Consider the following 20,025-nt stretch of genomic DNA (forward strand, 5'->3'; position numbering starts at 1 on the left):
GCGCCGGTCGAAACCGGCGCGCCTCTTTCGTTCTGCTCCGATCAGTCGCGCAGGTTCAGTGCGCGACGGATGGTGAAGAACAGGTCGGTCTGGTCGGTCAGGCCGGTGACATTGGCGGCCTGCGGGCCATAGGCGGCGATGCGCAGCTGGGTGCCGGTATGTTCCTGGGAGCCTTCCTCGGAATTGCCGTAGCTGATCGCCAGCGGTGCGCCGTCCTTGGTCGTGAGCAACTGGGTCAGCCCTGGCGCGGCGGTTTCTGGCGGGATGATCTGGCTGGAGTGGGCGTGGTCGGCGGTGACGATCACCAGGGTCTCGCCGTCGGCCTTGGCGAAGGCCAGGGCCTTCTGCACGGCTTCGTCGAGATCGACTGTCTCGCCGATCTGGCCACAGGGGTTGGCGGCGTGGTCCTGCTTGTCGATGGACGCGCCCTCGACCTGGAGGAAGAAACCGTTCGGATTGTCCTTCAACAGCTCGATGGCCTTGCTGGTCATCTGTGCCAGGGTGGGGATGTCGGCGGTGCGCTTCGGATTCGCCTCGCAGGTCACCGCCGGCTGGGTCAGGTTGCCGTGGTAGGTGGCGGTCGGACCGAGCCAGCGTACCGGCATGTTGCCCGGCGCGAACAGGCCGATCAGCGGTTGCTTCTGGTTGGCGCGGCGCACGGCCTTGAGGTCGTCGAGGTTTTCGACGATCCGGTAGCCACGGGCTTCGGCCTGGGCACGCAGGGTCTTGCCGGCGTAGCGGCCAGCCTTGGCGGTTTCCGCGAAGGTCGCGGCGCCGCCGCCGAGGACTACATCCGGGCGGGTCTTCAGCCACTGCTCGGTGATCGAGCCGGCGCCGCCGTTCTCCAGGGCATTGCTCGGGCAGCGCTTGCTGGTGGCCTCGGGGCCGTAGCACTTGCGAGCGGTGACGTGGGCGAGCAGGGCGGCGGGGGTGGCGTCCTGCAACTCGGCGGTGGAGACGTTGCCGGTGGCCTTGCCGTTGAGCTTGGCCAGTTCCAGCAGGTTGCGGTGCGGCTGCTCGTGGATATCCACGCCGATCGCGCCGTTGTAGGACTTGACCCCGGTGGCCCAGGCGGTGGCCGAAGCGGCGGAATCGGTCACGTAGTCCGGCAGGCCGCTGTCCTTGTGCAGGGAGTAGTGGGTGTACTGGCCGGTCAGCGGCAGCGCGTCGATGCCCTTGAAGTAGCCGCCCGCGCCGCGCGCGTAGTTGCGCGCCACGGTGATTTCGGAGTCGCCCATGCCGTCGCCGATCAGCAGGATCACATTCTTCGCCTTCTTCTTCGACAGCGACTGCTTCAGGGCCTGGGTCAGGTCCTGCTCGACGCGCCGCGCGCCGCCGTATTCGCTGATTTCGCCGCGCGCCTGGCGGTTGAACAGCGACGGATCGTCCTGGCGTGCCTGGGCCGGCAGGGCGCTGCCGAGCACGGCCATGGAGACGGCGAGAGAAAGGGCGAGGGGATAGCCTGGGGTCATGACGCATTTCCCTATGTTGAGGAGGTGGCTGTGGCGGCCGGCCGGGCCGGCCGCGAGTGCTACGAAAGTAGGGAAGGGTGATGACGGGCTTGTGACAATTTCTTTCGAAGTGTGTGGCGCGCGCGGCGTATCACATCGTGACGAGCCTGGGGCGAGCCGGTATGGTGCGCAGGTCTACTCCGCTTCGTCCAAGGAAAGCTTCCATGAGCCTGCAAGGCGTTTACGATTCCCAGAACATCTTCGCCAAGATCATTCGCGGCGAAGCTCCCTGCTACAAGATCTACGAGGACGAGGATGTCCTCGCCTTCCTCGATCTGTTCCCGCAATCGTACGGCCACGCCCTGGTGATCCCCAAGCACGCCGAGGCGCGCAACCTGCTCGAGATCGATGCGCAGAACCTGGCCAGGGTCATGGCTGTGGTCCAGCGCCTGGCCCGCGCGCTGGTCGACGAGGTGCAGCCGGACGGCGTGCAGGTCGCCCAGTTCAACGGCGCTCCCGCGGGGCAGACCGTGTTCCATCTGCACTTCCACGTCATCCCGCGCTTCAGCGGCGAGAACCTCGGTATCCACGCGGCGAAGCAGGGCGATCCCGAGGTGCTTGCGCAACTCCAGCAGCGCCTCGTGAAGCGTCTGCAGGACTGATCGGCGGGGGCCGGCTGGTCCTGCGGCGGAGCGCCGAAGGCGGGCGACAGTTCATTCGGCGCGGATGTCGAAGCCGCTACTGGCCTCGCTGACGATGCGGAAGCGGGCGCTGCCATCGGCGGCCACATGGACGCCCAGCTCGCGGTTGAGCAGGCCCTTGCCGCAGAGGGTGTCGTCCTGCGTGTCGATGCCGATGCCGACCACATGCTCGCCCGCCGGGACCTGGAAGCTGGCTTCCTCGCCGACGCCGATGCGCGCGGCCACCTGGCGGTCGATAAGGAACGCCACGTAGCAGCCGCCGCCCAGGTAGCCATAGTCGCGGTGGACCTCCAGCCGCCCGCCGCCGTTCACCGGCTGCTGGAAGCCGAGCAGGCGGTCGGTGGGAATGGCCCGGGTCTTCTCGGCGGGAACCGAGGAACAGCCGGCCAGGAGGGAAAGGATCGCTACGGCATACATGGGGCGCATGAAGGCTCTCCGTCGAAAGGTTCCTTCAGGCTAGTCGAGTTTCATCGCGGCGCGGGGGACCGGGCGCGGCGCGCCGGAATGCCTGGCCTGTTCTTGCGGAGGTAGCCAGCGATGCGCCAGGCCCTGCTTATCGTCGACGTGCAACCCTGCTTCGCCCCGCCGCACTGGCTGCTGGATGGGATTGGCCGGTTGCTCGGACACATGCCTTCGCTGGCCAGCGTCGAGCTCCACGACGAAGCGCGCACGCCGTTCCAGCGCCAGCTCGGCTGGCGGCCGCCGCTCGACGACGCCTGCCTGGTGGCGGCCGAGCGGGTGTTCGTCAAGCACGGCTACCTGCCGACGGCGGAAATGCTCGATCATCTGCGCGGGCTGCAAGCGGAGCGGGTGCTGGTCTGCGGCATCCAGGCCGACACCTGCGTGCTGGCCGCCGGCTTCGCCCTGTTCGACGCCGGCCTGCGGCCGACCCTGATTGGCGACCTGGTGGTCGGTTCCTCGCTGGATCGCTCGGGCGAGCTGGGCGTGCGCCTGTGGCGGCACCATTTCGGCCAGGTCGTCGACCTGGCCGAGGTGCTGGAGGAACTGGGACTCAGTGCGGGCGGCTGAGCAGGGCGAGCGTGGCTTCGGCGTTCATCATCCGCGCCGCCGCCAGCGGCGTCAGGCCGGCGGCGTCCCGGGCGTCGCGCCGGGCCCCGTGGGCCAGCAGACTGGCGGCGACTTCCACCCGGTTGAACATGGCGGCCATCATCAGCGCTGTCTTGCCATCGGCCGAGGCGCCCTCGACGTCGGCGCCACCGGCGAGAAGCAGTTCGACCATCGCCAGGTCACCCTTGAACGCCGCGCCGGCCAGCGGCGTCTGCCCGGCCAGGTTGCGCAGGTCCGGGTCGGCCTTGTAGGCCAGCAGCAGGCGTACCGTGTCGGCATGGCCGTGGTAGCTGGCCAGCATCAGCAGGCTGTCGCCCTTGTGGTTGCGCAGATTCGGCGGCAGGCCCTGTTGCAGCAACTGGCCGAGGCGCTGGCTGTTGCCTTGGCGGGCCAGGTCGAAGAGTTGATGGACGAACGCCTGGGTTTCCATATCCAGTTCTGGGCGCGGGCTGTCGGTCATGGGATGGCTTCCTTGTGAATTCCGGGTCTGCCCAATGATAGGTGGCCTGGCCGCGGCGGGCTCTTGAGCATTGCCTATGGGCCGGGTTGGCAAATTCAATCGCTGGTTGGGGGGAAGCTGCCAGCCTGCTGTGACCGGAAGATGGCCTGGTTGCGTCGTCTTTACAGTTCGATACGGATACCGGCGGCGAAAACGAGGAAAATAAGCCGATCGTGCGCCTATCGGCTGTGCCCGGCGCGCGCTCTGGAATATCCTTAGCGCCATCGATACCACTGAGCGGTGCGCGCGCTGGCCGAAGCGAGGCGGTGGCACACTGCGCAACGGTGGTCGACGGCACCGGACCCTGTACGAAAGCGCGCCGCCAGCGTCCTTTCCTGGAGCGCCCGGTATCGTCACGAGCGAACCCGTTTCCGGTGCCGGCCCCCGGCGGGCACCGACATGCCTACATCGGCCCCCGTTCGACGGCGGCCCAGCGAAAGAAGAGGAACGACTGTGCATAAAGCCGTCATCAGCGGAACCGGTCTTTATACCCCGCCCTACAGCATCTCCAACGACGAACTGGTGGAGAGCTTCAATACCTTCGTGCGCCAGTACAACGACCAGCATGCCGAAGCCATCGCCAAGGGCGAGCTGGAAGCGCTGGCCGAGTCCAGCTCGGCCTTCATCGAGAAGGCGTCCGGCATCAAGAGCCGCTTCGTGATGAACAAGGAAGGCATCCTCGATCCGCAGCGCATGGTTCCGCACCTGCCCGAGCGCAGCAACGACGAATGGTCGATCCTCTGCGAGATGGCCGTGGCCGCCGCCCGCGAAGCGCTGCAGCGCGCCGGTCGCAGCGCGGCCGATATCGACGGGGTGATCGTCGCCTGTTCCAACCTGCAACGCGCCTACCCGGCGATCGCCGTGGAAGTGCAGGCCGCGCTGGGTATCCAGGGCTACGGCTACGACATGAACGTGGCCTGCTCCTCGGCGACCTTCGGCATCCAGGCCGCCACCACCGCGATCCAGACCGGCCAGGCGCGGGCGATCCTGATGGTCAATCCGGAAATCTGCACCGGCCACCTGAACTTCCGCGACCGCGACAGCCACTTCATCTTCGGCGATGCCTGCACCGCGGTGATCGTCGAGCGCGCCGACCTGGCCGTGTCGAAGCACCAGTTCGACATCGTCAGCACCCGGCTGCTGACCCAGTTCTCCAATAACATCCGCAACAATTTCGGCTTCCTCAACCGCGCCGACGAAAGCGGTATCGGCAAGCGCGACAAGCTGTTCGTCCAGGAAGGCCGCAAGGTGTTCAAGGACGTCTGCCCGATGGTCGCCGAACTGATCGGCGAGCACCTGGCGGCCAACGACATCGCGGTCGCCGAGGTCAAGCGCTTCTGGCTGCACCAGGCCAACCTCAACATGAACCTGCTGATCACTCGCAAGCTGCTCGGTCGCGACGCCGAGGCGCACGAGGCGCCGGTGATCCTCGACAGCTACGCGAACACCAGTTCCGCCGGTTCGGTGATCGCCCTGCACCTGCACCAGGACGACCTGCCCAGCGGCGCCATCGGGGTGCTCAGCTCGTTCGGCGCCGGCTACTCGATCGGTAGCGTGATCCTGCGTAAACACTGATCGTGGCGGCACCTACCGACGCCGAGTTGCTGCCGCGCCTGCTGGCCGGCGAGCAGCGAGCCTTCCGCGAGCTGGTCGGCGCCTACCAGGGCGCCATGCGGGCCGTGGCCTGGGCGATCATCGGCAAATCGCACACCGAGGAGGTGGTGCAGGATGCCTGGCTCGCGGCGGTGCGCGGTCTGGACGGTTTCCAGGGGCGCTCGAGCCTGAAGACCTGGCTGCTGACCATCACCGCGAATACCGCCAAGAGTCGCTTGCGCCAGGTGCGCCGGGAGGTTTTTCTCGACGACCTGCCGGGCCCGCATGGTACGGTGGACGACCGGCGCTTCGCCGCCGACGGACACTGGAGCCAGCCGCCGCATGCCTGGCACGAGGACTCGCCGGACGCCCTGCTCACCGAAGGCGAGCTGCGCGACTGCCTGGAAAAGACCCTCAACAGCCTGTCCGAATTGCAGCGCAGCGTGCTGACCCTGCGTGAACGCCAGGGCTTGGAGCTGGATGAAATCCGTGATCTGCTGGACATCACGCTGTCCAATGTCAGGGTGCTGTTGCATCGCGCCCGGCTGAAAGTCTTCGCCACCCTGGAGCATTTCGAGGAAACCGGTCAATGCTGAGTTGCAAGGAACTGGTCGCCCGGTCCAGCGACTTTCTCGATGGGCAACTGGACTTCCGTGGACGACTGGCGGTACGTAGCCATCTGCTCATGTGCCGGCATTGCCGGCGCTTCATCCGGCAGATGCGCCTGACCCAGGCGACCGTGCGCCGCCTGCCCGAAGGACAGAGCCCGGAACTCGACAGGTTGGCCGCGCACCTCGCCGAACTGCGCAAGGACGCCGCGCGGCGCTGAGCCCGGCCGCCAAGGAAAAAGCCGCCGCCCGTGAATCGCGGGTGGCGGCTTTTTCGTTTCCGGTATCCGGCTTGGGCGAACGGAACCCGGCCTGGCGTGGGCGGCTCTCTCTTCCGCCAGCGGGAATGGGTATCCGAAGTCGAGGAGAGCGCCCGGGACCTGGCGAATATCGCCGCCCGATATTTTCTCCAGTAGGGGTAAACCCTGTCTCCAGGTAGAGGGCCGGAAAATTTTTTCGACGCCGTTGTAACGCCGCCGCGGGTGCCCCGTCCATTGGGGCGAGGACGCCATACCGGCTCCCGTTACCGAAACTCAGGAGTTACCCCATGAAAAAGATTTCCCTCGCTTCCTCCGTCGTCGGCGCCGCTCTGCTCGGCGTGGCCAGTGTCGCCGCGCATGCCGCGCAGAATCCCTTCGCCGTTCAGGAGCTGAGTACCGGCTACAGCGTGGCGGCGGCCGAGAAGACCAAGGAAGGTTCCTGCGGCGAGGCCAAGTGCGGCGCCGACAAGGGCAAGCGCGAAGCCTCCAAGGCGGGCCATGAAGGTAGCTGCGGCGCGGATCGCAAGGCCAAGGAAGGGACTTGTGGTGGCGAGAAGAAAGCCGGCGAAGGCAGCTGTGGCGCCGACAAGAAAAAGTCGTAAGTCCTGAGGAGACGGACCATGCAAGAGGTATTCGTCAGCGGCGCCGGGCTTGGCCTGCGTCGCGCGCTGCTGGAGCCGCTCGGCGCCAGCGCCGAGGGCCGGGTCGACTTCCTCGAAGTCGCCCCGGAGAACTGGATCGGCATCGGCGGCCGTCTCGGCCGCCAGTTCCGCGAGCTGACCGAGCGCCTGCCGTTCCTCTGTCATGGTCTGTCTCTCAACCTGGGCGGCTACGCCCCGCTGGACATGTCGTTGCTGCGCGCGATCAAGGGGTTCATCGGGCAGCACGGCATCCGCGCCTACAGCGAGCACCTCTCGGCCTGCGCCGACGACGGCCAGCTCTACGACCTGATGCCGCTGCCGTTCAGCGACGAGTCGGTACGCCGGGTCGCCGAGCGGGTCCGGGTGGTCCAGGACGTGCTCGAGCGCCCGCTGATCATCGAGAACGTCTCGGCCTACGCGCGCTTGCCGGGGGAGATGGAAGAAGTCGATTTCGTCCGCGCGGTGCTGGAAGAGGCCGATTGCCAACTGCTGCTGGACGTCAACAACGTCTACGTCAACGCCTGCAACTTCGGCCTCGATGCCCATGCCTACATCGCCGCGATGCCCAGCCGGAGGATTGCCTACCTGCACATGGCCGGGCACGACGAACAGGGCGCCAGCCTGAAGATCGATACCCATGGCGCGCCGGTCTGCGATCCGGTGTGGGACCTGCTGGCGCATGCCTACGCCTGCCACGGCGAGCGTCCGACGCTGCTGGAGCGCGATTTCAACTTCCCGCCGCTGGCCGAGTTGTATGCCGAAACGCAGCGCATTCGCGAGCTGCAGCGGAGCAGCGACGAACTGCAACTGCGCAGCCTGGGGTATGGCACATGAGCGATGCCACGTTGCAACGCGGGTTCGCCGCGCGCATCCGCGATCCGCAGGCGAGCCTGCCGCCCGGTGTCGCGGCGGAACGCATGGCGATCTACGAGGAACTGTTCTTCAACAACCTGGAGAGCTTCATCCGCAACGGCTTCCCGGTACTCCACAGCCTGTTTCCGGCGCCGCGCTGGGAGCGCCTGGTGCGTGCCTTCCTGCGCGAACACCGCTGCCGTACGCCGTACTTCGGCGAACTGGGCGAGGAGTTCCTCGCCTGGTTGCAGGACGGCTACCGGGCGGAGGACGGCGATCCGCCCTTCCTGCTCGAACTGGCGCACTACGAATGGGTCGAGCTGGCCCTGTTGCTGGCCGAGGCGCCCGCCGGGATGCCGACGCAGGCCTGGTCCTGGTCGCCGCTGGCCTGGCCGTTGGCCTATCGCTGGCCCGTACACCGCCTGGGACCGGAGTACCGACCCGCGCAGCCGGCGGCCGAGCCGACCTGCCTGCTGGTCTGGCGCGATCCGGCGGAGCAGGTGCGCTTCCTGCAGTTGTCGCCGTTCGCCTATTGCCTCGCCCTTCGCCTGAGCGAAGCGGGCGAGGCTCCCGGCACGCTGTTGCCATTGTTGCGCGAGCTGGCCGAAAACAGCGGCCTGGAGCCCGACGCGCAGTATTTCGAAAATGCCTTCGCCTTGCTGGAGGACTGGCGCGCGCTGGGCATCCTCCTCGGCGAGGGCGCTCTGGAGTGATGATGAAGACCGTGTTCCTGCGTTTGCAGCATGCCCTCGACGCTACCCGTGGGCTGGATTTCCTCGCCCCCCTGGCGCTGCGCCTGTACCTGGCGCCGGTGTTCTGGATGGCCGGCAGTCAGAAGCTGGCGGACATGCCGGCGACCATCGAGTGGTTCGGCAATCCCGACTGGGGGCTTGGCCTGCCGTTTCCCGAGCTGCTGGCCTGGCTCGCCGCGCTGAGCGAGGCCGGCGGCGCCGTGCTGCTGCTGTGCGGCCTGGCGGTGCGCTGGATCAGCCTGCCGCTGATGGTGACCATGCTGGTGGCGATCTTCGCCGTGCACTGGCCGAACGGCTGGCAGGCGATCGCCGATCCTGCGGCGCCGTTCGCCAATGCCCGGGTGCTGGAAGCCGGCGAGAAGCTGGCGCGGGCCCGGGAGATCCTCCGCGAGCATGGCAACTACGAGTGGCTGACCTCCAGCGGCGGCTTCGCCATCGTCAACAACGGCATCGAGTTCGCCGCGACCTACCTGGCGATGCTGCTCGCGCTGTTCTTCGGTGGCGCCGGCAAGTGGCTTTCGGCTGACTTCTGGATTGCAAGAAAATTGCGCTGAGCTTTCCACCCATATCGAATAACCCTGGAAAGCCCGCTGTAGCGGGCTTTTCGCGTTATTCGCATTGGAGATAAAAAGTTCCTCTGTAATGAAACATTTATCTTCATGCAATTTGGCTGCAATCTGCCCTCGCCAAGATTCCCCCCAACACAACGGGGCCGCCTTCCGGCCAGCGCGAAACAAGGGGCGCGCTGAAGCCAGGCACTCGCGTGTTGCCAATGCACACACCATTAAGGGGAAATCTTCGATGATCCGTAAGCACTCGCTCGGCTTCGTTGCCAGCGCTCTGGCTCTGGCCGTATCTGCCCAGGCGTTCGCCGGCACCGTGACCACCGACGGCGCCGATATCGTGATCAAGACCAAGGGCGGCCTCGAAGTCGCCACCACCGACAAGGAATTCAGCTTCAAGCTGGGCGGCCGCCTGCAGGCCGACTACAGCCGCTTCGACGGCTTCTATACCAAGAATGGCAACACCGCCGACGCGGCCTACTTCCGCCGCGCCTTCATCGAAGTCGGCGGCACCGCGTACAAGGACTGGAAATACCAGGTCAACTTCGACCTGTCGCACAACACCGGCAGCTCCGACAACGGTTACTTCGACGAAGCCTCGATCACCTACACCGGCTTCAACCCGGTCAACCTGAAGTTCGGTCGTTTCGACCCCGACTTCGGCCTGGAAAAGGCCACCAGCTCCAAGTGGGTGACCGCACCCGAGCGTAATGCCGCCTACGAACTGGCCGACTGGATCAACACCCACCAGGACGGCATGGGCGCCCAGGTCAATTCGACCCTCGCCGACATGGCCTACCTGTCCGCCGGCGTGTCCGCCAAGGATGCCGACGACCGCGACGGCGACAGCGTCAAGCAGTTCAACTTCCGCGGCGTATTCGCGCCGATGCACGAAACCGGCAATGTCCTCCACGTCGGTGTGAACTATGCCTACCGCGACCTCGACGACACCGCCTTCGATTCGCGCATCCGTCCGCGCCTGGGCATGCGCGGCATCTCCACCAGCGGCGGCAACGACGCTGGCGACAACGGCAACCGCGCGACTTTCGGCGGCGTCTCCAACTCGCCGGCCGGCTCCTACAAGGACGACAGCGTCTGGGGCCTGGAAGGCGCCTGGGCGATGGGACCGTTCTCGGCCCAGGCCGAATACCTGGCGCGCAAGCTGAAGGCCGACGACAACGGCTACAAGGACATCGAGGCCAAGGGCTACTACGCGCAACTGGCCTACACCCTCACCGGCGAGTCTCGCCAGTACAAGCTGGAAGGTGCCAAGTTCGACTCCATCAAGCCGGAAAACAAAGAAATCGGCGCCTGGGAACTGTTCTACCGCTACGACAACATCAAGGTGGAAGACGACAACGTGGTCGCCGACACCGCCACCCGCGAAGTCGGCGACACCAAGGCCAAGGCGCACAACCTGGGCGTGAACTGGTACGTCAACGACGCGGTGAAGATCAGCGCCGCCTACGTCAAGGCGAAGACCGACAAGATCACCAACGCCAATGGCGACGATGATGGCGACGGCTTCGTGACCCGCCTGCAGTACGTGTTCTAAGAAGCGACAACGATCCGCTCCTGTTTTCGGCCTCGCTCCGGCGAGGTCTTTTTAATCGGTTCCTTACCCGGTTGCGGCGATGTTGGCCGCTGCAATCGGGTCTTTCTTTGGCGACCCGGCGGCTTGGCAGGAAACTGCGAGAGGCCGTTTCCAAACGGTAGGAAAGTTCGCTTTTCCTTACAGTTCGGCAATCTTCGCAAGGTTGCCGCAATAAATGAAACAAATGGTTACATCTATCGCGCAGGCCTGATGCCACTAGGCCCGCATCGCTGCCCGGCGGCCTCGGCCGGGGGCTCTCCGGCTGCCTGTCACAAAAGCTTTCGCGCTTTGCAGTCTCGCTGTCACAACCCGTCCAGATGATCCCCCTCCAGCAGCGCCGGCGCGGGACGATCCCGGCCGCTTCCGCGCTGCTCAAGACCATTCGAAATCCGAACAGGGGACTTACCTGATGATTCGCAGACACTCGTGCAAAGGGGTGGGGAGCAGTGTTGCCTGGAGTTTGCTGGGCCTGGCGATTTCCGCGCAGAGCCTGGCCGGGACAGTGACCACCGATGGCGCCGATATCGTGATCAAGACCAAGGGTGGGCTGGAAGTCGCCACCACCGACAAGGAATTCAGCTTCAAGCTCGGCGGCCGCCTGCAGGCCGACTACGGCCGCTTCGACGGCTACTACACGAACAACGGCAATACCGCCGACGCCGCCTATTTCCGCCGCGCCTACCTCGAGTTCGGCGGCACCGCGTACAAGGACTGGAAATACCAGATCAACTACGACCTGTCGCGCAACGTCGGCAACGACAGTGCCGGTTACTTCGACGAAGCTTCGATCACCTACACCGGCTTCAATCCGCTGAACCTGAAATTCGGCCGCTTCTACACCGACTTCGGCCTGGAAAAGGCCACCAGTTCCAAGTGGGTCACCGCCATGGAGCGCAACCTGACCTATGAGATCGCCGAGTGGGTCAACGACAACGTCGGCACCGGCCTCCAGGCCAGCTCCGTGGTGGGCGGGACGGCCTTCCTTTCGGGCAGCGTGTTCAGCGAGAACAACAACGACACCGATGGCGACAGCGTCAAGCGCTACAACCTGCGCGGCGTGTTCGCGCCGCTGCACGAGTCGGGCAACGTCGTGCACCTGGGCCTGCAATACGCCTACCGCGACCTGAAGGACAGCGCGGTGGACACCCGCATCCGTCCGCGGATGGGCATGCGCGGCGTTTCCACCAATGGCGGCAACGATGCCGGCAGCAACGGCAACCGCGGCCTGTTCGGTGGCAACCCGGCGCTCGAAGGGTTGTGGAAGGACGATTCGGTCTGGGGCCTGGAAGGCGCCTGGGCGCTGGGCGCCTTCTCGGCCCAGGCCGAGTACCTGCGGCGCACGGTCAAGGCCGAGCAGAACCGCGAGGACCTCAAGGCTTCCGGCTACTACGCGCAACTGGCCTATACCCTCACCGGCGAGCCGCGCATCTACAAGCTGGACGGCGCCAAGTTCGACTCCATCAAGCCGGAGAACAAGGAAATCGGTGCCTGGGAGTTGTTCTACCGCTACGACTCGATCAAGGTCGAGGACGACAACATCGTGGTCGACCGCGCCACCCGTGAAGTCGGTGACGCCAAGGGCAAGACCCATACCCTGGGCGTCAACTGGTATGCCAACGAGTCGGTGAAGGTCTCCGCCAACTACGTCAAGGCGAAGACCGACAAGGTCAGCAATGCCAACGGCGATGACAGCGGCGATGGCGTGGTGATGCGCCTGCAGTACGTGTTCTGAACCCGCCCGGGCCCCGCATGGCGGGCGGGGCCCGGTCTTGCGCCGATACCTGCGTCATGGAATCGCCGGGCCGCTGCGACGCGCGGCGCTGTCCTTGACCCAGGGCACAGATCCCATGGCGGCATCTGGCTATGCTCGTTCCTCGGAATCATTCGGGGAGGGACTGATGATCGGTTGGGGACGTGCCTGTATTGGCATCGGCGGCCTGCTGTTGCTGGGCCAGTTGCTGGGCGGCGCGCTGCTGCTGGGCGGGAAGGGGGAGAGCGCCCTGGCGGCCGAGCACTTCTGGCAATTCGTCTTCCTCCTGCCGGCGATCCTGGTGGCGCTGGGAATGTTCGTCCTGCAACGGCATGTCGGCTCCTTCGCCCAGTTGTACCGTCGGCGTCTCGATGGCGCCTCCTACCTGCTGGTGGCCTGCGGAATCGCCCTGGTCCTCGGCAAGCTCTGCGCGCTGCTGCTCGCCTGATCCCTGTCCGCCCCGTCCGGGTTTGCCCGAGGCATTCAGCTTCCTGATTTAGCCGGAGGCCGCTGGAGCCCTTGGTTACACTGGCCTTCATCACACGAACAGGAAGGCAGGACCCTATGCAAAACCGCATGATGATCACCGGTGCCGGCTCCGGGCTGGGGCGCGAAATCGCCCTGCGCTGGGCGCGTGACGGCTGGCGCCTGGCGCTGGCCGACGTCAACGAAGCCGGCCTGGCGGAAACACTGAAGCTGGTGCGCGAGGCCGGTGGCGATGGTTTCACCCAGCGCTGCGACGTGCGCGACTACAGCCAGCTGACCGCGCTGGCGCAGAGCTGCGAAGAGAAGCTCGGCGGCATCGATGTCATCGTCAATAATGCCGGGGTTGCCTCCGGTGGCTTCTTCGGCGAACTGTCCCTGGAGGACTGGGACTGGCAGATCGCGATCAACCTGATGGGCGTGGTCAAGGGCTGCAAGGCCTTCCTGCCGCTGCTGGAGCGGAGCAAGGGCAGGATCGTCAATATCGCCTCGATGGCGGCGCTGATGCAGGGCCCGGCGATGAGCAACTATAACGTGGCCAAGGCCGGAGTGGTGGCGTTGTCGGAAAGCCTGCTGGTGGAACTGGCGCTGGTCGAGGTCGGCGTCCATGTGGTCTGTCCGTCGTTCTTCCAGACCAACCTGCTGGACTCTTTCCATGGCCCGAGTCCCGAGATGAAGCACCAGGTCGGCAAGCTGCTGGAGAGTTCACCGATCAGCGCCGCCGACATCGCCGACTATATCCACGCCGAAGTGGCCAGGGGCAGCTTCCTGATCCTGCCCCACGAGCAGGCGCGGGTGGCCTGGAAGATCAAGCAGCAGAACCCCCAGGCGATCTATGACGAGATGACCGTGATGGCCGGCAAGATGCACGCCAAGCGGCAGCGCCAGGCCTGAGCGGGAGTACCTTGCAGGCCAGGCGGGACACGGCCTTGCACCATCGTGGTGCGTTTCCGATAGTGCTTGCCCAGGGCGGTGCGATCGAGTAGCTTGGGTCACCGGCCTGCCTGCCGAAGTACGTTGGACCCCACAAGAAGCCTCGCTCATTTGCGAGGCTTTTTGCTTTTCCGGCCTCGCGCCCTGTGCTAGAAGGCTGCCTCTGCGAGTCCGTTCTGTTCTGGAGTACCCCTGTGGAGTCTGAATCCATCGTCTATGGCTGCATCCGCGACTGGCCGGGCGATTCGATGGAGCGGCGCATGCGCCGTGCCGCCAACCGCCGCGTGCTGGACAGCCTGCCGGGCGGCGAGGCCTGGCCGTTCCTCGGCCGCGAGATGTTCAGCCGCTGCGAGCAGTCCGGCGCCGGGCTGTACCAGACCCAGATCATCCATTTCGGCGCCAGCTACCAGGCCATCGAATACGAGTGGAATCTCTGGGTCGAGCAGTTCGAGGCCCTGCTCCGTCGCTTGTACTGGGCCAGCGCGGTGGTCCACCTGGAAACCGAAGTGAACGGCAGCCATACCTTCCGCTGGGAGTCCGAGCGCGGTTTCCACACCCCCCAGGAGAGCGACCTGCAGGTCCGCTGCGCGTGGGAGCGGGAGGGCGGGCGGCGGTGATCAACTACCTCTGGTTCGTTCTCGCGGCGTTCTGCGAGATCGCCGGCTGCTACGCCTTCTATCTCTGGTTGCGGCTGGGCAAGAGCGCCCTGTGGGTGCTGCCCGGCCTGCTCAGCCTGAGCCTGTTCGCCTTGTTGCTGACCCGCGTGGAGGCCAGCTACGCCGGCCGCGCCTATGCCGCCTATGGCGGCATCTACGTCGCCGCGTCGCTGTTCTGGCTGGCCTTCGTCGAGCGTTCGCGGCCCTTATGGAGCGACTGGCTGGGGGTGGCCTTGTGCGTGCTCGGCGCCAGCATCGTGCTGTTCGGCCCGCGCCTGTCGCAGTGATTCAGGGTGGGGTGGGCGGCGCGCCCGCCAGGGGCGCCGGACCCCGCCGTCCCGGGCCGCCACACCCCGAACCGGCGGATCACTGCGAAGTGTTGCGCTGCACGTCGCCTTTTTCCTGATCCAGTTCCTTGAGCATCTGCGCGTAGGCGTCGCAATCGCTCGGCCGGTTCTGTTCCGAGCGGGCTTCCTGGCGCTGGCGCAACTGTTCGTTGAGTTCCCTGGCTCGTTGCGGGTTTTTCTGGGTGATCGAGGCGACCTTGCTGGCGACTTCCTTGCCCATCTTTTCCGCCTCCGCTTCGGAACAGGCGAAGACCGGCGCGGCGGCCAGCAAGGCGCAGGCGCTGGCGAGGGCGAAAAACGCTTTCATGGCGTACTCCTGTGGGGGGCCTGAGCGGTGGAGCCCGGTGGGGCCGGCAAAGTTCAGCCTCGGCGCCGGACGGCGATCGGTTCGAACCCCGGCGGCGGGTTGCGGGTCGCACGAATAGAGAGGGTGCGAGGAACCCTCGTCGCTTACGTCAGGAGGTATGCCATGACTCACGATTGGGATCTGGTCGAACGGTTGCTGCTGGAGGTCCGGCAGTCTGCCCACGAGAACTTCGCCCCGCGCGCCCATGCCGAACGCCTGGCCGAGGAACGCTCCCAGGCCGGGCAGCGGGTCGGCGACATGGACGCGCTGAAGCAGAAGGCGGCCGACTACGAGGCGATCCTGCTGGAGGGCGGTTTCATCGAGCCGCGTCCGGAAGAGCAGGGCGGCAATGGCGAGAACTTCGTCCTCACGCCGCGCGGCGAACGCCTGCTCGGGCTGATCGGCGGCGAGACGCCGAAGGCCGCCGAGGCCCGCCGGCTGCTCGAGGAGAACGGCAGCGAAGCGCTGCACGCCGAGCGCTTCGACCGTTTCGTCGCCGGGCTCTGAGATTGCGCCCGACCGGCGATCGACGGGCCTTGTGAGTCGCCCGCGGCGCCACCATAGTGCGGAGCATGATGCCTATTTCATCCTCTTCCGCCCGCCGCGCCGAGCCGGCTCCGCGGCCCCTGGCGGAGTTCCATCCCGCCGTCCGCCAGTGGTTCGAACGCCACTTCGCCGCGCCCACGCCGGCCCAGGTCGAGGCCTGGCCGACGATCCGCGCCGGCCTCTCGACCCTGGTCGCCGCGCCCACCGGTTCGGGCAAGACCCTGACCGCCTTCCTCGCCGCCATCGATACCCTGGTGGTGGAGGGCCTGGCCGCCGGCGGCGAACTGGCGGACGCTACCCAGGTGGTCTATGTGTCGCCGCTGAAGGCGTTGTCCAACGACATCCGCATCAATCTCGAACAACCGCTGGCCGGCATCCGCGAGGAACTGGCGCGGCTCGGCCTGCCCGACGTCGACATCCGCAGCGCGGTGCGCACCGGCGATACGCCGCAGGTCGAGCGCGGGGCGATGCGCAAGCGCCCGCCGCACATCCTGGTGACCACCCCGGAATCGCTGTACATCCTGCTCGGCTCGGAGTCGGGACGGCAGATGCTCGCCGGGGTGCGCAGCGTGATCGTCGACGAGATTCATGCCCTGGCCGGCAGCAAGCGCGGCAGCCACCTGGCGCTGTCGCTGGAGCGCCTGCAGGCGCTGTGTCAGCGACCGCTGCTGCGGATCGGGCTGTCCGCCACGCAGAAGCCGATCGAGAAAGTCGCGCGCTTCCTCGTCGGCGCCAGCGGCGATCCGCGCGATCCGGCCTGCCGGATCGTCGACATCGGCTATACGCGTCAGCGCGACCTGGCCATCGAGGTGCCGCCGGTGGCGCTGGAAGCGGTGATGTCCAACGATGCCTGGGAACTGGTCTACGACCGCCTGGCGCGCCTGGCCGGCGAGCACCGCACCACCCTGGTGTTCGTCAATACCCGGCGCATGGCCGAGCGGGTCACCCGTTTCCTCGCCGAACGCCTTGGCAGCCAACGGGTGGCGGCCCACCACGGCAGCCTGGCCAAGGAGCTGCGCCTGGACGCCGAACAGCGCCTGAAGGCCGGGCAATTGAAGGTACTGGTGGCGACCGCCTCGCTGGAGCTGGGCATCGATATCGGCGACGTCGAGCTGGTCTGCCAGTTGTCCTCGCCGCGCTCCATCGCCGCCTTTCTGCAGCGGGTCGGGCGTTCCGGGCACAGCGTCGGCGGCACCCCCAAGGGCCGGTTGTTCCCGACCTCCCGCGATGACCTGGTGGAATGCGCGGCGCTGCTCGACAGCGTGCGCCGTGGCGAGCTGGACAGCCTGGTGCTGCCACGCCAGCCGCTGGATGTGCTGGCGCAGCAGATCGTCGCCGAGGTGGCCTGCCAGGAATGGCGCGAGGACGACCTCTATCGCCTGGTGATCCGCGCCGAGCCTTACGCCGGACTGGAGCGCGAGCGCTTCGACGAAGTCCTGCGGATGCTCGCCGAGGGCTACCACTCACGCCTCGGCGTGCGCGGCGCCTATCTCCATCGCGATGCGCTCAACGGCCTGCTCCGCGGCCGCCGTGGCGCGCGGCTGACCGCGCTGACCTCGGGCGGGACCATTCCCGATGCCGGCGACTACAGCGTGCTGCTGGAGCCGCAGGGCCTGCTGGTGGGGACGGTCAACGAGGACTTCGCGGTGGAGAGCCTGGCCGGCGACGTATTCCAGCTGGGCAACACCTCGTACCGGATCATCCGCATCGAGCCGGGACGGGTGCGGGTCGAGGACGCCCAGGGCCAGCCGCCGAACATCCCGTTCTGGCTCGGCGAGGCGCCGGGGCGCAGCGACGAGCTGTCGGCCAGCGTGGCGCGCTTGCGCGACACCCTCGACGAGCTGCTCGGCGAAGGCCAAGCATTGCCGGAGGGGCAGCGGCTGGAGCCGGCCATCGCCTGGCTCGGCGCCACCCTCGGACTGGACGATGGCGCCGCGCGGCAGATCGTCGAATACCTGGCGCGCGCCCGCCAGGCCCTGGGCGGCCTGCCCGGGAGCCGGCGGCTGGTGATGGAACGCTTCTTCGACGAGTCCGGCGGCATGCAGCTGGTCATCCACAGTCCCCACGGCAGTCGCCTCAACCGCGCCTGGGGCCTGGCGCTGCGCAAGCGTTTCTGCCGCAGCTTCAACTTCGAGCTGCAAGCGGCGGCCACCGAAGACGCGATCATTCTCTCATTGTCCACCAGCCACAGCTTCCCCCTCGACGAGGTCTGGCGCTACCTGCATTCGGCGAACGCCGAGCACCTGTTGGTACAAGCCGTGCTCGACGCGCCGCTGTTCGGCGTGCGCTGGCGCTGGAACCTGACCACCTCGCTCGGTTTGCCGCGCTACGCCGGCGGTCGCAAGGTGCCGCCGCAGTTGCTGCGGATGAAGAGCGAGGATCTGCTGGCCAGCGTGTTCCCCGATCAGGTGGCGTGCCTGGAGAGCATCGTCGGCGAGCGCGAGGTACCCGATCATCCGCTGGTGGCGCAGACCCTCGACGACTGCCTGCACGAGGCGATGGATTGCGACGGCTGGCTGGCCCTGCTGCGCGACATGGAGGGCGGCGCGGTGGACCTGCTGGCGCGCGACCTGCCGGCGCCCTCGGCGCTGGCGGCGGAAATCCTCAGCGCGCGCCCCTACGCCTTCCTCGATGACGCGCCGCTGGAGGAGCGCCGCACCCAGGCGGTACAGAACCGGCGCTGGAGCGATCCGGAGTCCGCCGACGATCTCGGCGCGCTGGACGCCGAGGCGATCGAGGCGGTGCGCGGCGAAGCCTGGCCGGACGTACGCAGCGCCGACGAGATGCACGAGGCGCTGAATAGCCTGGGCTTTCTCACCGTGGCCGAGGCCGAGGCCAACCCTGGCTGGGCGCAATGGCTGCTGGAGTTGTCGGGGCAACGCCGCGCCGGATGCCTGGCGTGCGCAGGGAGCGGTCTCTGGCTGGCGGCGGAGCGCCTGCCGGCGATGCGCATGGTGCATCCCGCGGCGAGGGTGCCCGGCGCTTTCCAGGCACCTCGCGGCTATCCGCCGCCGGACTCGGCGGAGGCGGCGATGGTGGAGCTGACCCGTGCCCGCCTGGGTGGCTTCGGACCGCGCACGGCCGGGCAGTTGGCGGCCGACCTGGGTATCGGCCTGGCCGACCAGCAGTACGCGTTGGCCGCCCTGGAGCGGGAAGGCTATGTGCTGCGTGGCCGCTTCAGTCCTGGCGCGGTGGAAGAGGAGTGGTGCGAACGCCACCTGCTGGCGCGTATCCATCGCTACACGGTGAAGCGCTTGCGCCGGGAAATCGAACCGGTGGAGCGCGCCGATTTCATGCGCTTCCTGTTCGACTGGCAGCGCCTGGCGCCGGCGACCCGTGGCCGGGGAGCGGAGTCCCTGGCTACGGTGGTCGAGCAACTGGAAGGCTTCCAGGCCGCGGCGGCCGCCTGGGAAAGCGAACTGCTGGCAGCGCGGGTGGGCGACTACGCCAGCCACTGGCTGGACCAGCTGTGTCGCTCCGGGCGCATCGTCTGGGCGCGTCTGGCCGGACGCAGCAAGGCCTCCGGCGGACCGCTGCGCAGTGCGCCGATCGTCCTCCTGCCGCGCCGCGAGCTGGGACTCTGGAGCGCCTTGCAGCGCGACGCGCCGGAGCCGGAACTGTCGCCGCGCGCGGCCCGGGTGCTGGAGGTGTTGCGCGAGCAGGGCGCCTCGTTCTTCGACGAACTGGGCCAGGACGCCCACCTGCTGCGCAGCGAGCTGGAGAACGCCCTCGGCGAGCTGGTCTCGGTCGGCCGGGTCAACGCCGACAGCTTCGCCGGGCTGCGCACCCTGCTGATGCCGGCGGACAAGCGCAGCCGCCAGGAGCGCCGCTCGCGCGGCCTGTCAGGCGGCATGCAGGACGCCGGGCGCTGGGCGCCGCTGCGCCGGACGAAGGTGGAAGAGGCGGGGCAGCGTTTGCCGGCGGAAGTCCTCGAACATGTCGCCCGGACCTTGCTGCGGCGCTATGGGGTGGTCGCCTGGCGCCTGCTGGAGCGCGAGGCCGACTGGCTGCCGCCGTGGCGCGAGCTGCTGCGCGTCTTCCATCGCCTGGAAGCGCGTGGCGAGATTCGCGGCGGGCGCTTCATCGCCGGCCTGGCCGGCGAGCAGTTCGCCCTGCCGGAAGCGCTCGGCCTGTTGCGCGAGGTACGCAAGCGACCGCCGGACGGGGCGATGCTGGTGGTGTCGGCGGTCGACCCGTTGAACCTGGTCGGCGGCCTGCTACCCGGCGAACGGGTCCCGGCGCTGACCGGCAACCGCCTGCTCTATCGAGACGGAACGCCGCTGGCGGCGCTGGTGGCCGGCAAGGTACGGATGCTCGCGGAGGTCGACGGCGAGACCGCGCAGCAGATACGCGCGCTGCTGATCCGCCGTCACTGAGGCCCG

The 20,025-nt window shown here is 67.2% G+C and carries 21 protein-coding genes; 17 read left to right on the forward strand and 4 right to left on the reverse strand.

What is annotated here, in order from left to right; genetic code table 11:
* Nucleotides 1–41: 41 nt before the first annotated feature.
* Nucleotides 42–1,472 carry an alkaline phosphatase gene (phoA, locus tag B7D75_RS08505; RefSeq protein WP_003154489.1) on the reverse strand — a complete coding sequence of 477 codons (1,431 nt, stop codon included), beginning with the start codon at nt 1,470–1,472 and terminating at the stop codon, nt 42–44.
* Nucleotides 1,473–1,675: 203 nt separating this feature from the next.
* Between phoA and B7D75_RS08510 the strand changes: the two genes are divergently transcribed.
* Nucleotides 1,676–2,113 carry an HIT family protein gene (locus B7D75_RS08510; protein ID WP_012074938.1) on the forward strand — a complete coding sequence of 146 codons (438 nt, stop codon included), beginning with the start codon at nt 1,676–1,678 and terminating at the stop codon, nt 2,111–2,113.
* A gap of 51 nt (nt 2,114–2,164) precedes the next feature.
* On the opposite strand, the gene B7D75_RS08515 is transcribed toward B7D75_RS08510, so the two are convergent.
* Nucleotides 2,165–2,578 (reverse strand): 3-isopropylmalate dehydratase large subunit, encoded by a 414-nt coding sequence (locus B7D75_RS08515; RefSeq protein WP_012074939.1) that lies wholly within the window; start codon nt 2,576–2,578, stop codon nt 2,165–2,167.
* A gap of 111 nt (nt 2,579–2,689) precedes the next feature.
* Between B7D75_RS08515 and B7D75_RS08520 the strand changes: the two genes are divergently transcribed.
* Nucleotides 2,690–3,181: a cysteine hydrolase family protein gene (locus B7D75_RS08520; RefSeq protein ID WP_033996552.1), complete on the forward strand. Its 492-nt coding sequence runs from the start codon at nt 2,690–2,692 to the stop codon at nt 3,179–3,181.
* Here B7D75_RS08520 and B7D75_RS08525 read toward each other — a convergent pair.
* A complete protein-coding gene (locus tag B7D75_RS08525) occupies nt 3,165–3,680 on the reverse strand; it encodes an ankyrin repeat domain-containing protein (RefSeq protein ID WP_012074941.1) in 516 nt (171 codons plus the stop codon). The two genes, B7D75_RS08520 and B7D75_RS08525, sit on opposite strands and share 17 nt — an antisense overlap.
* Nucleotides 3,681–4,172: 492 nt before the next feature.
* On the opposite strand from B7D75_RS08525, the gene B7D75_RS08530 reads away from it, so the two are divergent.
* From B7D75_RS08530 to B7D75_RS08595, 13 genes are all read left to right on the forward strand, one after another.
* Entirely contained in the window at nt 4,173–5,294 is a 1,122-nt protein-coding gene (locus B7D75_RS08530) for a beta-ketoacyl-ACP synthase III (protein WP_003156534.1), read from the forward strand.
* Between the two features lie 2 nt (nt 5,295–5,296).
* Nucleotides 5,297–5,908: an RNA polymerase sigma factor gene (locus B7D75_RS08535; protein ID WP_034082017.1), complete on the forward strand. Its 612-nt coding sequence runs from the start codon at nt 5,297–5,299 to the stop codon at nt 5,906–5,908.
* A complete protein-coding gene (locus B7D75_RS08540) occupies nt 5,902–6,141 on the forward strand; it encodes an anti-sigma factor family protein (protein WP_003156536.1) in 240 nt (79 codons plus the stop codon). Before B7D75_RS08535 ends, B7D75_RS08540 begins: the two co-directional genes overlap by 7 nt.
* 326 nt (nt 6,142–6,467) lie before the next feature.
* Complete coding sequence (locus B7D75_RS08545; protein ID WP_003156537.1) at nt 6,468–6,782, forward strand: HvfA family oxazolone/thioamide-modified RiPP metallophore; 315 nt, start codon at nt 6,468–6,470, stop codon at nt 6,780–6,782.
* 18 nt (nt 6,783–6,800) lie between these two features.
* Nucleotides 6,801–7,655 (forward strand): HvfB family MNIO-type RiPP peptide maturase, encoded by an 855-nt coding sequence (locus tag B7D75_RS08550; protein ID WP_107113918.1) that lies wholly within the window; start codon nt 6,801–6,803, stop codon nt 7,653–7,655.
* Nucleotides 7,652–8,386, forward strand: coding sequence for an HvfC family RiPP maturation protein (locus B7D75_RS08555; RefSeq protein WP_107113919.1), 735 nt, complete (start codon nt 7,652–7,654; stop codon nt 8,384–8,386). The genes B7D75_RS08550 and B7D75_RS08555 overlap by 4 nt, the downstream gene beginning before the upstream one ends.
* 2 nt (nt 8,387–8,388) lie before the next feature.
* The gene (locus B7D75_RS08560) at nt 8,389–8,979 is read left to right on the forward strand and encodes an HvfX family Cu-binding RiPP maturation protein (protein WP_003156539.1); all 591 of its coding nucleotides are present in this window, start codon (nt 8,389–8,391) and stop codon (nt 8,977–8,979) included.
* A 247-nt stretch (nt 8,980–9,226) separates the two neighbouring features.
* Complete coding sequence (gene oprO, locus B7D75_RS08565; RefSeq protein WP_034082025.1) at nt 9,227–10,543, forward strand: outer membrane porin OprO; 1,317 nt, start codon at nt 9,227–9,229, stop codon at nt 10,541–10,543.
* 448 nt (nt 10,544–10,991) lie between these two features.
* Nucleotides 10,992–12,314, forward strand: coding sequence for an outer membrane porin OprP (gene oprP / locus B7D75_RS08575; RefSeq protein ID WP_023443253.1), 1,323 nt, complete (start codon nt 10,992–10,994; stop codon nt 12,312–12,314).
* Between the two features lie 166 nt (nt 12,315–12,480).
* Nucleotides 12,481–12,780 (forward strand): hypothetical protein, encoded by a 300-nt coding sequence (locus B7D75_RS08580; RefSeq protein WP_003156542.1) that lies wholly within the window; start codon nt 12,481–12,483, stop codon nt 12,778–12,780.
* A gap of 116 nt (nt 12,781–12,896) precedes the next feature.
* Nucleotides 12,897–13,709, forward strand: coding sequence for an SDR family oxidoreductase (locus tag B7D75_RS08585; protein WP_012074947.1), 813 nt, complete (start codon nt 12,897–12,899; stop codon nt 13,707–13,709).
* 233 nt (nt 13,710–13,942) lie between these two features.
* Entirely contained in the window at nt 13,943–14,365 is a 423-nt protein-coding gene (locus B7D75_RS08590) for a hypothetical protein (protein ID WP_003156546.1), read from the forward strand.
* Nucleotides 14,362–14,691: a YnfA family protein gene (locus tag B7D75_RS08595; RefSeq protein WP_012074948.1), complete on the forward strand. Its 330-nt coding sequence runs from the start codon at nt 14,362–14,364 to the stop codon at nt 14,689–14,691. The genes B7D75_RS08590 and B7D75_RS08595 overlap by 4 nt, the downstream gene beginning before the upstream one ends.
* Nucleotides 14,692–14,770: 79 nt before the next feature.
* Here the strand turns inward: B7D75_RS08595 and B7D75_RS08600 are convergent, their stop codons facing one another.
* Nucleotides 14,771–15,058 (reverse strand): hypothetical protein, encoded by a 288-nt coding sequence (locus tag B7D75_RS08600; protein ID WP_034082031.1) that lies wholly within the window; start codon nt 15,056–15,058, stop codon nt 14,771–14,773.
* Nucleotides 15,059–15,220: 162 nt separating this feature from the next.
* Between B7D75_RS08600 and B7D75_RS08605 the strand changes: the two genes are divergently transcribed.
* Both B7D75_RS08605 and B7D75_RS08610 read left to right on the forward strand, forming a co-directional pair.
* The gene (locus B7D75_RS08605) at nt 15,221–15,604 is read left to right on the forward strand and encodes a hypothetical protein (RefSeq protein WP_003091614.1); all 384 of its coding nucleotides are present in this window, start codon (nt 15,221–15,223) and stop codon (nt 15,602–15,604) included.
* A 68-nt stretch (nt 15,605–15,672) separates the two neighbouring features.
* Nucleotides 15,673–20,019, forward strand: a complete 4,347-nt coding sequence (locus tag B7D75_RS08610) for a DEAD/DEAH box helicase (RefSeq protein WP_107113920.1) — start codon at nt 15,673–15,675, stop codon at nt 20,017–20,019.
* Nucleotides 20,020–20,025 lie beyond the last annotated feature (6 nt).

This window comes from Pseudomonas paraeruginosa, from assembly GCF_003025345.2.
Lineage (GTDB): Bacteria > Pseudomonadota > Gammaproteobacteria > Pseudomonadales > Pseudomonadaceae > Pseudomonas > Pseudomonas paraeruginosa.